The 12,232-nt window shown below is 46.2% G+C and carries 19 protein-coding genes; 12 read left to right on the forward strand and 7 right to left on the reverse strand.

Annotated features, from left to right (window positions below; genetic code table 11):
* Positions 1-19 precede the first annotated feature (19 nt).
* Positions 20-943 (reverse strand): biotin--[acetyl-CoA-carboxylase] ligase, encoded by a 924-nt coding sequence (locus LPQ35_RS01825; RefSeq protein ID WP_193806403.1) that lies wholly within the window; start codon positions 941-943, stop codon positions 20-22.
* Between the two features lie 48 nt (positions 944-991).
* On the opposite strand from LPQ35_RS01825, the gene LPQ35_RS01830 reads away from it, so the two are divergent.
* The 4 genes from LPQ35_RS01830 to LPQ35_RS01845 are packed head-to-tail and all read left to right on the forward strand — an operon-like array spanning position 992 to position 3,086.
* Complete coding sequence (locus LPQ35_RS01830; protein WP_193806402.1) at positions 992-1,516, forward strand: HD domain-containing protein; 525 nt, start codon at positions 992-994, stop codon at positions 1,514-1,516.
* Entirely contained in the window at positions 1,509-1,967 is a 459-nt protein-coding gene (locus tag LPQ35_RS01835; RefSeq protein WP_346297713.1) for a Mut7-C RNAse domain-containing protein, read from the forward strand. Before LPQ35_RS01830 ends, LPQ35_RS01835 begins: the two co-directional genes overlap by 8 nt.
* Positions 1,964-2,464 (forward strand): DUF531 family protein, encoded by a 501-nt coding sequence (locus tag LPQ35_RS01840; protein WP_193806400.1) that lies wholly within the window; start codon positions 1,964-1,966, stop codon positions 2,462-2,464. The genes LPQ35_RS01835 and LPQ35_RS01840 overlap by 4 nt, the downstream gene beginning before the upstream one ends.
* Positions 2,451-3,086: an RNA 2'-phosphotransferase gene (locus LPQ35_RS01845; protein ID WP_193806399.1), complete on the forward strand. Its 636-nt coding sequence runs from the start codon at positions 2,451-2,453 to the stop codon at positions 3,084-3,086. Before LPQ35_RS01840 ends, LPQ35_RS01845 begins: the two co-directional genes overlap by 14 nt.
* Here LPQ35_RS01845 and LPQ35_RS01850 read toward each other — a convergent pair.
* From LPQ35_RS01850 to LPQ35_RS01860, 3 genes are all read right to left on the reverse strand, one after another.
* On the reverse strand, positions 3,083-3,448 hold the full coding sequence (locus tag LPQ35_RS01850) for a hypothetical protein (protein ID WP_193806398.1): 366 nt from the start codon (positions 3,446-3,448) through the stop codon (positions 3,083-3,085). The two genes, LPQ35_RS01845 and LPQ35_RS01850, sit on opposite strands and share 4 nt — an antisense overlap.
* Before the next feature lie 78 nt (positions 3,449-3,526).
* Positions 3,527-3,709, reverse strand: a complete 183-nt coding sequence (locus LPQ35_RS01855) for a ferredoxin (protein ID WP_048093838.1) — start codon at positions 3,707-3,709, stop codon at positions 3,527-3,529.
* 36 nt (positions 3,710-3,745) lie between these two features.
* Positions 3,746-5,020, reverse strand: a complete 1,275-nt coding sequence (locus LPQ35_RS01860) for a cobyrinate a,c-diamide synthase (RefSeq protein WP_193806397.1) — start codon at positions 5,018-5,020, stop codon at positions 3,746-3,748.
* A 90-nt stretch (positions 5,021-5,110) separates the two neighbouring features.
* Here LPQ35_RS01860 and cbiM point away from each other — a divergent pair, with 90 nt between their 5' ends.
* The 5 genes from cbiM to cobA are packed head-to-tail and all read left to right on the forward strand — an operon-like array spanning position 5,111 to position 8,399.
* Positions 5,111-5,761, forward strand: coding sequence for a cobalt ECF transporter S component CbiM (gene cbiM, locus LPQ35_RS01865; protein ID WP_193806394.1), 651 nt, complete (start codon positions 5,111-5,113; stop codon positions 5,759-5,761).
* Positions 5,762-5,781: 20 nt separating this feature from the next.
* Complete coding sequence (locus LPQ35_RS01870) at positions 5,782-6,030, forward strand: energy-coupling factor ABC transporter substrate-binding protein (RefSeq protein ID WP_193806712.1); 249 nt, start codon at positions 5,782-5,784, stop codon at positions 6,028-6,030.
* The gene (cbiQ, locus tag LPQ35_RS01875) at positions 6,014-6,727 is read left to right on the forward strand and encodes a cobalt ECF transporter T component CbiQ (protein WP_193806392.1); all 714 of its coding nucleotides are present in this window, start codon (positions 6,014-6,016) and stop codon (positions 6,725-6,727) included. Before LPQ35_RS01870 ends, cbiQ begins: the two co-directional genes overlap by 17 nt.
* Positions 6,724-7,704 (forward strand): ATP-binding cassette domain-containing protein, encoded by a 981-nt coding sequence (locus LPQ35_RS01880; RefSeq protein ID WP_193806390.1) that lies wholly within the window; start codon positions 6,724-6,726, stop codon positions 7,702-7,704. The genes cbiQ and LPQ35_RS01880 overlap by 4 nt, the downstream gene beginning before the upstream one ends.
* A complete protein-coding gene (gene cobA / locus LPQ35_RS01885; protein ID WP_193806388.1) occupies positions 7,701-8,399 on the forward strand; it encodes a uroporphyrinogen-III C-methyltransferase in 699 nt (232 codons plus the stop codon). Before LPQ35_RS01880 ends, cobA begins: the two co-directional genes overlap by 4 nt.
* Here cobA and LPQ35_RS01890 read toward each other — a convergent pair.
* Genes LPQ35_RS01890 through LPQ35_RS01900 form a run of 3 tightly spaced genes read right to left on the reverse strand, consistent with a single transcriptional unit; the run spans position 8,365 to position 10,319 of the window.
* On the reverse strand, positions 8,365-8,763 hold the full coding sequence (locus tag LPQ35_RS01890; protein WP_346297663.1) for a sirohydrochlorin chelatase: 399 nt from the start codon (positions 8,761-8,763) through the stop codon (positions 8,365-8,367). The genes cobA and LPQ35_RS01890 overlap by 35 nt on opposite strands.
* The gene (locus tag LPQ35_RS01895) at positions 8,760-9,308 is read right to left on the reverse strand and encodes an SAM-dependent methyltransferase (RefSeq protein WP_193806384.1); all 549 of its coding nucleotides are present in this window, start codon (positions 9,306-9,308) and stop codon (positions 8,760-8,762) included. The genes LPQ35_RS01890 and LPQ35_RS01895 overlap by 4 nt, the downstream gene beginning before the upstream one ends.
* 36 nt (positions 9,309-9,344) lie before the next feature.
* Positions 9,345-10,319 carry a 4Fe-4S binding protein gene (locus LPQ35_RS01900; RefSeq protein ID WP_193806382.1) on the reverse strand — a complete coding sequence of 325 codons (975 nt, stop codon included), beginning with the start codon at positions 10,317-10,319 and terminating at the stop codon, positions 9,345-9,347.
* A 97-nt stretch (positions 10,320-10,416) separates the two neighbouring features.
* Here LPQ35_RS01900 and LPQ35_RS01905 point away from each other — a divergent pair, with 97 nt between their 5' ends.
* Genes LPQ35_RS01905 through LPQ35_RS01915 form a run of 3 tightly spaced genes read left to right on the forward strand, consistent with a single transcriptional unit; the run spans position 10,417 to position 12,213 of the window.
* The gene (locus tag LPQ35_RS01905; protein WP_193806380.1) at positions 10,417-10,935 is read left to right on the forward strand and encodes an rRNA adenine N-6-methyltransferase family protein; all 519 of its coding nucleotides are present in this window, start codon (positions 10,417-10,419) and stop codon (positions 10,933-10,935) included.
* Entirely contained in the window at positions 10,919-11,509 is a 591-nt protein-coding gene (locus tag LPQ35_RS01910; RefSeq protein WP_193806377.1) for an SAM-dependent methyltransferase, read from the forward strand. The genes LPQ35_RS01905 and LPQ35_RS01910 overlap by 17 nt, the downstream gene beginning before the upstream one ends.
* Positions 11,500-12,213, forward strand: a complete 714-nt coding sequence (locus LPQ35_RS01915) for an SAM-dependent methyltransferase (RefSeq protein WP_193806375.1) — start codon at positions 11,500-11,502, stop codon at positions 12,211-12,213. The genes LPQ35_RS01910 and LPQ35_RS01915 overlap by 10 nt, the downstream gene beginning before the upstream one ends.
* Positions 12,214-12,232 lie beyond the last annotated feature (19 nt).

Here is a 12,232-nt window from a genome sequence, read left to right on the forward strand (position 1 = left end):
CCATTTAAATAATTTTTGTTCAGTAACTGGTGTAGAAGCACTCTCCGGAAATTATCTTCTCATTCCCGTGCTCTGTTCTGACAATCAGGCCCCCATCCAGGTCGATGTCAATGGCCATACCCCTGTACTTTCGCCCTCCGGCTTCGATTACCACATGCTTTCCAATGGTGCTACTGAGCCTTTTCCATTCTCCGAGAATTGATTTCCACTCTGAAGGATATCTTTTCATCAGTTCCGAAAGATTCGTGCACAGCCTGACAAAAATATCTGTTATGCTGACACTTTCGTCAATTTCTTTAAGTGATATTGCTTTATCCCTTAGATGACCTGGTATTTTATTCTTTACGTTAATCCCTATTCCCATGATTACTCTGGCCGAAAGCTCCTCCCCTACGAACTCGCTCAGTATTCCTGACACCTTTTTATCGTTTATCAGCACATCATTTGGCCATTTTATTCTTGCTTCGTAATCCTCAAGTGTTTTGGCAACAGCCACTCCTGCCAGAAGGGTCAGTTTTGGTATTTCATTTACTGGAATGCTGATGTTGAGAGAAAATGAAACATACAGTCCTCCCCTCTGGCTTTCCCATTTCCTGCCGATCCTTCCTCTTCCGGCGCTCTGGGTTTCAGCAAAGACTGCCGAATTTTCAACCTCTTTTGCAAATCTGTTTGTGGAGTCGACCTCTCTGAAGTAATAGAAGTTCTGCAGCCCCGGGATTTTTTTCAGGGCAAGTGCCATATCGAATGGTGACGGGTCAGGCTTGGACACGATTCTGTACTTTGGTCGCCTCTCCAGAACGTATCCTGCTTCTTCGAGTTTCTGGACGAATTTCCACACAGATGTCCGGCTCACGCCGAATTTTTTTGCCAGCTCCTCTCCACTCGCGCCCTTTTCCAGTTGTGTGAATATCACAAGTCTTCTGTCGTTCAGCTCAATTTTCATCAAGAAATGCACCACAAACATTTATTTAAGCATTGAGAAATTCTCTGTATGCCTCTTGAACGCCTGATCTTTGAACTCGCCTCGCTGAAATCTGTTCCGAGGTCCGGCTGGCTGAAAGTGGGTATAGAGAATCCTGAAAGTGTGGCTGAACATTCATTCCTGTCAGCCGTAATAGCATTCTTTCTCGGTTTGATGGAATACGGTAATCTGGATGACGCATCCAAGTGCGGTATTGCAGCACTGTTTCACGATTCAACAGAAGCAAGGACTCTCGACCTTCATAAGCTTGCGAAAATGTATGTTGATGTGGATACAGAAAAAGCGTTTGATGACCAGATGGATTTTGAGGAAGCGAGAGTGCTGAGAGATATGCTTGAAAGATATGGTGATATTGTCCATGATGCCGATAAGCTTGAACTGTATGTGCAGAGCAGAATATATGGGCTGAGAAACTCTGATGCAGAGCTTTTTGGAAGGAACATTGAGCTGAAAACGAGTTCAGGGCAATCACTTTACAGGATGCTTGAGAATGCCGATCCAAGGTGGTGGATGGAATTTGAGGTTCGTGGTTGACAGGATGCTCGGAAAACTCGCCACTTGGCTCAGGATCTTTGGTTATGATACTCTTTACATCGGAGACTTTGATGTTGATGATGAGGACACGTTTCTGCTGGAAAACTTCCAGGACAGAATCCTTCTGACGAGGGACAAGGAGCTTTACGAAAGATCCGTCAGAAGGGGGAGGAAGGTCGTCTTCATTGACAGCGACAGTGTAATCGAGCAGATAAGAGAGATGCAGGAATTTGGGATAACTGCCGAGATCAGGATGGTGAGGTGCAGTGTCTGCAACACTCTCCTGAGGAAACCGACTGAACGTGAGGCAAGGGAGGTGATGAAAATGGAGGGTATAGAGGAGAACCTTATGGAAAGGTATGAACTCTGGTACTGTGAGAACTGCAGGAAGCTATACTGGCTTGGCAGCCATTACAGGAATATGGTTAAATTTCTGGAGGGTTTGAAATGATGGTAGCATGTCTGGTTAACACGTATGATAAACTGAAGCTACATGAGATTCATCTCAGGACAATAGCAAGGGCTGCTCCGCTCTGTTATGCTTACGATTTTCACCTCGCTCTCTTTGATTTCAATTTCTGGAAGGAAAAGGGCGAGCTTGTCAGGGACGTTATGGACTACACAACCATCGGTGAGGGGGGGAGGTATCTCAAAATGCTTGAGGAAGAGGGAAGGCTGCATTTAATCAGCAAAGTCCCCTCCCATTTTGGAGAGATTATTGCAACTACTTCAAAACCGGAAAACAATATTCTGTCGCTTGAGGATATTCGGAAACTTAAATCTGCCTGTTTTCTCATCGGTCTTGGAAGAAAGGGTCTCCCAAAAGATTTAATAAAGAGAGCCAGATACAACCTTGACGTAACATTCAGAGGAGTGAGCCTTGAAACCTGCAGTGCAATCGGTGCAATACTCGCGTTAGTCTGGGTGGTGAGGTATGGAAGACGTTAGAATTTGCCCGGAACACGGATTTTACAGGGGAGAGACCTGCGATGTTTGCGGTTATTCTGGGGAGGTTGTGATTCCGAAGGAAAAGGTAGAGAGACTTGGGAAGTTCATATCGGGCGTTTTGAGACACTTTCCTGACAAATTCCGGCTGGAAATGGATAAAAATGGATGGGTGGACTTTGAACGCCTGCTGAGAATAGTCTCGAGGAGGTACAGGTGGGCGAACAGGTGGGTTGTGAAGGCTCTGATCTACAGTGATAGGAAGGGCAGATATGAGCTTAAGGAGGGGAAGATAAGGGCGAGATACGGACACAGTGTTGACGTTAAGCTTACAGATATGCCTGATGCTGAGGAGGACCTACTCTACTATGGAACAAGTGAGGAGGAGTCCGTTAGACTTCTTGATCTCGGAATCAAGCCAGTCAACCAGGCTTACGTGCATCTTTCAACGACACTTGAAAAAAGCGAGGAAGTTGCAAGATTGAGGACTGACGAACCAATAATTCTGGAAATCGATGCAAAAAAGGCGAGAGAGGACGGTATAAGGCTGATAAAGGTCAATGAACATATAGTCCTTGCAAAAGAAATTCCTCCTGAGTACATTCTAAGGGAGATAAGACTCTAATTTTTTGGCCTCTCAAAGTCTGGCTTCAGTTCGGTAACATTTGTGAGGAAATAACTTTCGTTTCCGTTTACTATTTTTACGGCAACAGGCTCCTTGAAGTGCACTGTCTCATTGAGCTGAATCGTTACGGATGTGAAGCCAGCATGGACTAAGGTGTAGTTCCCCAGGATGAAGTTTTCCGTGATTTTCTTCGAAAACTCCCCCCCGAGAATAAACGCAAGAAAACCTTCAAACGGATTCAGATCGTAATCTATTTTCAGAGTGGAAGTACTGGCATTGTATTCGAGCTTCTGTATATCCCATGCTCCGGCGATTCCGGAGAACAGCAGTACAATGACTACTACTGCAACAAGTTTTCGCATTACTTTATGGCCTGAGAGGTGCTTTAAATTCTTTTCTGTGGAAAATATAAATAGAAATCTTAATTTAAATGGAATTTTTCACTCTATTGTTATTGCCTCTACCGGGCAGTTATCCGCTGCTTCCTGGCAGCACTCCTCAAGCCCCTCACATTCACCAACAACATGGGCAAGACCGTCATCGCCCAGCTGGAAAACCTCAGGACAGATGCTCTCACATGTCCCGCAGCCCGTACATGTGCTTTCATCAATCACGACCTTCATCATATCACCTTAAAATCAAATCAGATTATGAAGGATTTAAGCGTTTCCCCTAAGAAATTCTTTGATGTATGCCGAATAGAAATGAATGTGACTGTAACCTGCAAGCGTTCGGTGAGCCAAAACTCCATCCAGGCCATCCGTTATCCCCTTTCCATCCGTTCTGAAGGCGAACCTCACATCGATGTCTGGGTGGGCGATGCTGTAGTGGAATTCGTGTCCTCTGAAAGACCCGGTGAAATAGGGGTTGTCTCTTATGACCTCACCTCTGATATATCCTAGTGCCTGGAGTTTTCTCGTGAATTCGATGTCCATGTCAAGTACGCCCGCCATTTTTCTTTTTTTCCCGTCAATCTCGAGCGTTCTTGAGAGCATCATCATGCCTCCACATTCGGCATAGATTGGCTTCTCGTCAAGGGCTTCCTTCCTGATAAACCTGAGAAATTCCGGAAACTCATAAAGTTCAGGATATCCACCTCCGATGTAGTATGCATCGCATTCGATTCTCTCTCCTTTCAGAGGAGAGAAGAACTCAATTTTGCCGAACTTCCTGAGAGCTTCGAGGTTGTCTCTGTAGTAGAATGAGAACGCCTCGTCAAAAGGCACTCCGATTTTGAATCCGTCCCTTTCAGTCTCTTCAAAATTCTCGCAATCAATATCCATCTCGCTCATCTCAAGGATTCCGTCTATGTCTATGTGCTCTTCAGCAAATTCAGCAATTCTGTCCAGGTCTCTTTCCACCTCCATGCCCAGGTGCAGTCCCAGGTGTCTGCTTTCAATTTTTAGCAGATCTGTTTTCGGCACAACTCCAAAAACCTTGTAGCCCCTCTCCTCGAAAATTCTCTTTAATTTCTCGTGGAATTTCGTTGCGCTGTTGAATATAACTCCTGCCACGTTCAGCCTTCTGTCATAATTTCTGAACCCTTCGAACATGGCCAGTGCCGATACAGACATTGCCCTGACATTCATTGTAAGTATGACCGGAATATTCAGAATTCTGGCGATGTGGGCGGTTGACGAGAATGTTGTCAGGCTGTAGCCATCGAAAAGCCCCATAACACCTTCGATCAGGGCGACATCCTTTCCTTTCACCCACCTGCAGAAAGACCTCCTGACACCGTTCTCTCCCATCATGAATGCATCCAGATTCACCCCCCACTCGCAGAAGGAGTAATGGGTTGGGTCGATGAAATCGGGACCAACCTTGAATGGCTGGACCTTCAGTCCTCTTTTCATCAGAGCTGAGGCTATGGATATTCCTATGGATGTTTTTCCAGAACCACTGTTTGTTCCGGCAATTACAAAGGCATGCATGAATTTTCCCCCTCTTTTTCAACCACCTGTTTCGAAAGTTTTTTAAATATTGTCAATTTTTCTTGACAAAAAATCAAGAGAGGTGGTTTAATGCACATCATGGAGGGTTTTCTTCCGCCGGTATGGGCCGTGTTCTGGTATGCAGTGTCGCTGGTCTTCGTAGTTTACGGAGCATTGAAATCAAAGAGACTGATTGAGGAAAATCCGAAAAACAAAGCTCTGCTGGCTGTGGCTGGAGGGTTCATTTTCGTCCTGTCTTCTCTTAAAATTCCTTCTCCGGTTACGGGTAGCTGCTCTCACCCAACTGGTACGGGAATTTCAACGATGCTTTTTGGTCCTGCAGTTACTGCGTTTCTCTCGGCAATAGTTCTTCTGTACCAGGCATTGCTCCTTGCTCATGGGGGACTCACAACGCTCGGTGCCAACACTGCGTCAATGGGTATTGTAGGGCCGTTTGCCGGGTGGCTGGTTTACAGGGCTTTGAAGGACAGGGTGAGCCTTAAGGTGAACGCCTTCATAACTGCAGTTGTTGCAGACTGGTTCACCTATGTTGTGACCTCTCTGCAGCTTGCACTGGCGTTTCCGGGGACCAGCATGATAAATTCGGCGCTCACGTTTATGGGTATATTCGCCCTAACTCAAATTCCGGTTGCGATTGTTGAGGGGATTTTCTCTGCTCTGCTCATAGGCTACATTGCACAGATTGACCGCGATGTGGTGAAGGAAGGGGTGGTGGCGTGAAAAGAACGCTGTTCATTCTGATGCTGGCTTTCATGGTTCTACAGCTCCCACTGGCGAAAGCTGAAAATTGGTCGGGAGCGGACGAGAAGGCGGAGGAGGCAATAAAACAGCTCTCCCCCGATTATGAGCCGTGGTTCTCCCCGGTCTGGGAGCCACCGAGCGGTGAAATCGAGAGCCTGCTTTTCAGTGTTCAGGCAGGTATCGGGGCATTCGTCGTTGGTTATGTGATCGGCAGGCACGGTGCTGGTAAGGATGCACGAAACGCTTGAGGAAATTCAGGCAGACTCAAGAAAACTCATAGAAGGGCAGGTAAACGTTTATTTTGTTATCTTTTCATTTATTCTGCTGTATGCATTCAACAAAACACCGGTTTTTCTTTTGGCATTCCTCATCTTTTCAGCCCTGTCTCTTTACTCGACCGGATTCAGCTACTTCAGGTTTTTGAGGGTGCCGTCATACTTCATAGTTCCTGCTCTCTTTGTGATTGCCGTCATCACGCCCGGTGAACATCTTGTATGGCTCTTCAGCAGGGAGGGTGTGGAGACAGCTTTCAGAACCTTTCTGAGAACGTATTCATCGCTCTCGCTCATGTTCTACCTGATCTTTACAACCAGCATTCCCGAATTACTGTCTGCCCTGAAAAAACTCAGGCTACCCGATTTCGTCGTTGAAATGATGTCTCTGATTTACAGGAGCATACAGATCTTCCTTGACGAACTTTTCAGGCTTGAAACATCTGCAGAATCAAGACTGGGTTTTGCGAACAGAAAGAGTTTCGTGAGGACTGCTGCCCTGATTGGATACTCGATGTTTGTGAAATCATTGGACCGAGCGGAAAAACTGGACATGGCGATGGAAGCAAGGTGTTATTCGGGAAAAGTTCCGGTCGTTTCCGGGAGGAATAAAGGGACAGTTCATGCACTGGTGGTAATCTCTCTCCTGACTCTTGCGGGGGTGGTACTATGATAGAGGTCAGAAATCTGTGGTTCTCTTACGGGGACAGGAATGTCCTCAGGGGGATCAATATGGTTGCTGAAAAGGGAGAGGTAACGATACTTATGGGCAGGAATGGGGCTGGAAAATCAACTCTTTTAATGCACCTGAACGGACTTTTAAAACCTGACAGGGGCGGGGTTTATGTTGATGGGGTTAAGGTTAGATACGACAGAAAATCACTCATTGAGTTGAGGAAGAAAATAGGATTTGTTTTTCAGAATCCGGACGACCAGATCGTCGCTCCAACCGTATGGCAAGATGTCGTTTTTGGACCTGAAAATGTGGGAGTTAGAGATGACGGTAAAATAGAGTCGATTCTGAAAAAGCTCGGGCTTGATGGCTACGAAAACAGACTCTGCAGCAGGCTCAGCGGAGGGGAAAAGAAGAGGGTAGCAATTGCAGGAGTCCTCGCAATGGAGCCAGATTATGTGGTGATGGACGAACCTACCGCAGGAGTGGATGGTTTCGGATTGAAAGAGATAATTGAGATTGTTATGGAGATGAAAAAGGATGGAAGGGGGTTGATAATCTCAACACACGATTACGACTTTGCAAGGGCAGTGGGGGACAGGTTTTTGATCATGGATGGGGGAAAGGTAATCTTCGATGACGTTTACATCGACCATTCCATCGCAGAAAAATGCGGGGTCAGAACATGGTACCATGGCGGAGAGGTTGTGCTTGTTCCCGATAATTCCTGCCTCCCGGATCCGGCTGAATTTGACTTCGTGGCTGTCATGGGCAAAAGGGCAAGAGAATGGCTTGAAAGAGAAGGAGTTGAGGCGGACATAACCTCCGCCGCAATGGAAAGAGCTTTCCTGAGAGCCATAGGTGGTTCGAGGATAATGCTTGTATGCTCTGAAAGCATGATGGAAGTTGTGAAAAGGGAAGCGGTCAGTTATCCTGTAAGGATTACTGTTCAGAAAACAGAGGTTGTGAGGGTATGATGGGCTTTGTGTACATCGTTGGAGCAGGTCCTGGAGACCCTGAACTCATAACTCTCAGGGGACTCAAAGCTCTTGAAAAAGCGGATGTAATCCTGTATGATGCGCTCATCGATGAGAGGATCTTTGAGCTTGTTGATTGCAAAAATAAAGAGCTTGTTTATGCTGGAAAAAGAAAGGGCGATGGTAACGGGGGGAAGAGGCAGAAGGAAATAAACGAAATGATGAAAAAATATGCGCTTGAGGGAAAGACTGTTGCGAGACTGAAGGGAGGAGATCCCGGAATTTTTGGCAGACTTGCGGACGAGATTGCTTTTCTGAAGGTAAACAGAATACCGTTTGAAATTATACCTGGAGTAAGCTCGTTGAATGGTGTTCCTGCCTCTGCCGGAATTCCTCTGACTGCCAAGGGAATTTCGTCACTGACAGTTCTTTCGGGAAGAGAGGATTTCGGGATCGAAGCGATACTGGAGGGAACGTTTGTGGTCATGATGGGAAGGGATAGCATCCAGAGCGTTGCGAGGAGGATGATTGAGATTGGCATCAGCCCCGATAAACCTGCTGTTGCAATCGAGAACGGGACTCTGAAAACTCAGAGGGTTGTTAAGGGAAAACTGAAGAACATAGGCGAAAAAATGAATGATTTCAAAGGGCCGGTACTGTTCATTGTTGGAGATGTTGCTGACCGCCTGCCCTGAATGCGGAGTTGAGAATTGCGTAGGTTATGAACGTATCCTCACCGATGGGTTCGCAGATGACAATTTTCTTGCCCTCTATTTCCGTGACCTTTATACCCTTCCCCTCATCGAGGTTGAAGAATGCTGGCAGGTCTTTTGTTACATGCAGCCCGTAGGAAAGAAACATTGGAACGAGGAAAATCAACTCTGATTGCATTTCTCTGACGACTGTATCGGGTGTGGGCTCCCTGTCTCCTGTGGCGTAGGCTATCTCAACCTCGTCGAATATGCCAAAGCTCTGGATTCTCTTCTTATGCTCCGCCATAACTTCAGCATAGTGGGGCAGATTGCCGCCGTGTCCGACTATAATCAGACCTCTTTTCATTCTTTCACCCTCACAAAGACGATCGTGTAATTCTCCTCAGCGGTAAAAGAGTCCTGCACTTCATAAATCTTCTCATTTTCGCTTTCGAGATTTTCGAGTATCACCATCTTTTTTCCTGGGAAGTCAAGCTGGACTCCCTTTCTTGCTAGGATCAACATGTTTCTCTGGCCAAAAAATTCTGGATTCTGGCTGTGGGCATTGAAAACGCTCACATCGCAGATGTCAGCTTTAACTCTCGCAAGTGCAACCTGAACACTCGAGATTCCCGGGATTATTTTTGCGTTTCTGAAAAACTTGCCAAGACCGGCAACCATAGGGTCTCCTGTTGAGAGAATAGCAACGTCTCTCTCTTCACCTTCACGTTCGATTCTTCTGTAAACGTCGGCGTCAAACTTTTTCAAAACAACTGTCTTTCCCCTAATCCAGTCTTCGGCGATTGTTAGAGACCTCTCGCTTCCATAAACTTTTTCAGCTCTTGAAATCGCTTCTTTGGCTTCGTCAGTGAGATGCTCCTTTTTGAGTCCAACTCCGACAACGAACAGCACAGCCCCAATATGTTATAATCTTTAAAAAATTGTGCTTTAATGCCCTATGAACTTTCTCAGGGCAAGTAACTTCTTATAGTCCTCGTAGCTCAGAATACTGTCCCAGTGACCGCTCAGCTTTGCAATTATGAAGAACCCGAACAGCATGGCGACAATCATCAGCGGATATGTGAGCCTGCTCATTCTCCTTCCCGCCATTTTGAGGGAGAGGTACCCCTGAGGACATGTTTTGACACACTCCAGGCACATTATGCATTCCGGACTGCTGACGGATTCTCTCTCGCTTATTTCGATAAACGAAGGGCACGCTTCATCGCATTTTCTGCAGTATGTGCAGTCGGTTTTTTCAATTCTGGCCGGCGATAGGTATGATAGGACGCTGAGCAAAGCTCCGTAGGGACATAAGAATCTGCACCAGAAATTTCTGACAAAAAGGGTTAGTACGATTATCAGCGCCGTAACCACTATTGTCAGGGTTCCGGGGTTAAGCCAGAAATCCAGCAGTTTAACATCTGCTATTGCCCAGTATGGTGAAAAAATAAACGCTGTAAGCTCTTCAGGTTTCATGGGGAGGATGAGGTAGAGAAAGAACAGCAAAAGCAGGTATTTTATGATTCTGGCATAACTGTATCCCCTGAGGTTTTTTCCTGAAATCTTCTTTCCTGCGAGGCCCACCATTTCCGAGAGAAATCCGATCGGACACACCCATCCACAGAAACCTCTTTTCAGGAGCACCGCCGATAGTATTATTGAAAGGAATATTACGAGGGCTGCCGGATGGATTGGGTCAATGTAATGGTTTACGATCAGATTTTTTAATGATACGAGTGCCCCAATTGGTAAAAAAGCTTCGATTGATGCTGGTCTGCTCACATAGGGCCAGCCAGCGTCGAAATGCTTGACGAAGAGGTAAAGCCTTATCCATGAATATGTAGCGAGAGTGAAGAAAAAGACCTGAAAAAGCCTTCTGTAATGCTCAATAATGAATGAACGCCACTTTGTTTCGTTCATGGGGAGTATATTCTCCCGCCTGGCTTTATTTGTTATCCCGAACATTTTCGAATCCAAAAGGCAACGCTTTAATACAATGTCAAATTTTTTTGCTCCAATGGAAAATAAACTTAATTATGGTAAGTTCACGAAGGACGAGATTATAGGTATAGTGTTTTCAAAATTAATGCCGGGTAAGCGCTGGGTATTTGCTGACATTGGCAGCGGAACAGGAAAGGTGGCAGAATTTTTCTCAAGATATGTCCACAAGGTTTATGCTGTTGAGGTGGATGGAGAACTGGCTTCACGGCTTGAGAAAAAATTCAGGGGGACAAATGTGGAGGTAATAAACTCAGATGGTTACGATTTTCTAAGGGAACATGATGTTGATGGGGTTTTTTTCGGTGGGACTAAGGGCATAGAGAGGATGATTGATGTTTGCAGGGCGAACAGGATTGCAGTTAACTGTGCGAGGATAGATGTGGCCCTCAGAGTTGCAGAAAAGCTCAGGGAGAATGGCATGTTTGAGGAGATAGTTTTTGCGAACATATCTAAAAGCTACGAACTTGTGGGAGGCTTGGCTTTTAAATCCTACAATCCAGTTTTCGTGGTGGTCGGACATGCTCTACGGAGTTAGTCTTGGGCCAGGTGATGCGGGGCTTGTAACTCTCAGGGCTAAGAGAGTGATCGAGCAGGCTGATGAAGTTATTGTGCCGGGCAGGCTTGCTGAAAACGTGGTGAAAAATTACAGAGAGGAGGTTAGAGTCGTTGAATTTCCAATGGGCAATGCTGAGAAGATTGTGGATGACCTTTCCACTGAGCTTGCACAGAGATGCATTGAAGAGGACATAGCCTTCTGTGTTCTTGGAGATGTTGCTTTTTTTTCGACGTTTCAGGATGTGTTCCATGCAGTGAAGCAGAAAAATCCTGGGGTTAATGTAGAGCTTGTTCCAGGTGTGCCGAGCTTTACAGCCGTTTTCTCGAGGCTTAAAAAATTCGTTGATTCTTCTTTCAGAGTAACCTCTGCTCTCGACGGTGAAGAGCGGTATGTTGTCGTTCTAAAAGCAGTTAAATCTGGAGAACTGGCTGAAACGCTTAGAAGTGATGGCTACAGAGTTGTGCAGGTTGAGAGGATGTTCATGGAAGGAGAGTCTGTTGGAGAGCCGAAGGAAAAGTCATCATATTTCACTCTGCTGGTGGGATGGAGATGAAGGTGTATTTTGCGGGATTTGGTCCAGGGGACCCTGAGCTTCTTACCGTAAAAGCCTACAAACTGCTAAAAAAGGCTGATCTCGTGATCTACCCAGGTTCGCTTGTTGAGGCTGAGCTTCTGGATGAGTTCAATGGTGAAAAGGTGAACAGCTACGGGAAAAGTCTCGAAGAGATAGTTGATTTAATTGAGCGTTCAGTCCGTGAGGGGAAACTTGTGGTCAGATTGCAGAGCGGCGATCCAAGCATTTACGGAGCGATAAATGAACAGATTGCAGAGCTTGAAAAGCGTGGGATTGAGGTTGAGGTAATTCCCGGGGTTAGCAGCATCTTTGCATCAGCTTCTGCGATACGGAGTGAGCTAACCTCGCCAGACATCCCGAGCGTGGTGATAACAAGACCGGCAGGCAGAACACTCGAAAAGGACGAGATTGAGGTGTTTGCGAGAACAAACTCCACGCTGGTAATTTTGCTGGGCATAGACAAAATCAGGGATATTGCCGAGAGAGTCGGGAAAATCAGAGGTTACGACGAGCCTGTCTGCGTTGTTTACAGGGCGAGCAGGGAGGACGAGCGGGTTATTGAAGGAACTCTCGCCGATATCGCTGATAGGGTGGAAAAGTCAGGAATCAGAAAAACTGCGACAATTGTCATAGGCAGGGCCATAAAAACTGCAAGGAGGTCGATACTATACGCATCTCGGTAGTTGGATTTGAAAAAGACCT

The sequence above is a fragment of the Geoglobus acetivorans genome (assembly GCF_039641995.1).
Lineage (GTDB): Archaea > Halobacteriota > Archaeoglobi > Archaeoglobales > Archaeoglobaceae > Geoglobus > Geoglobus acetivorans.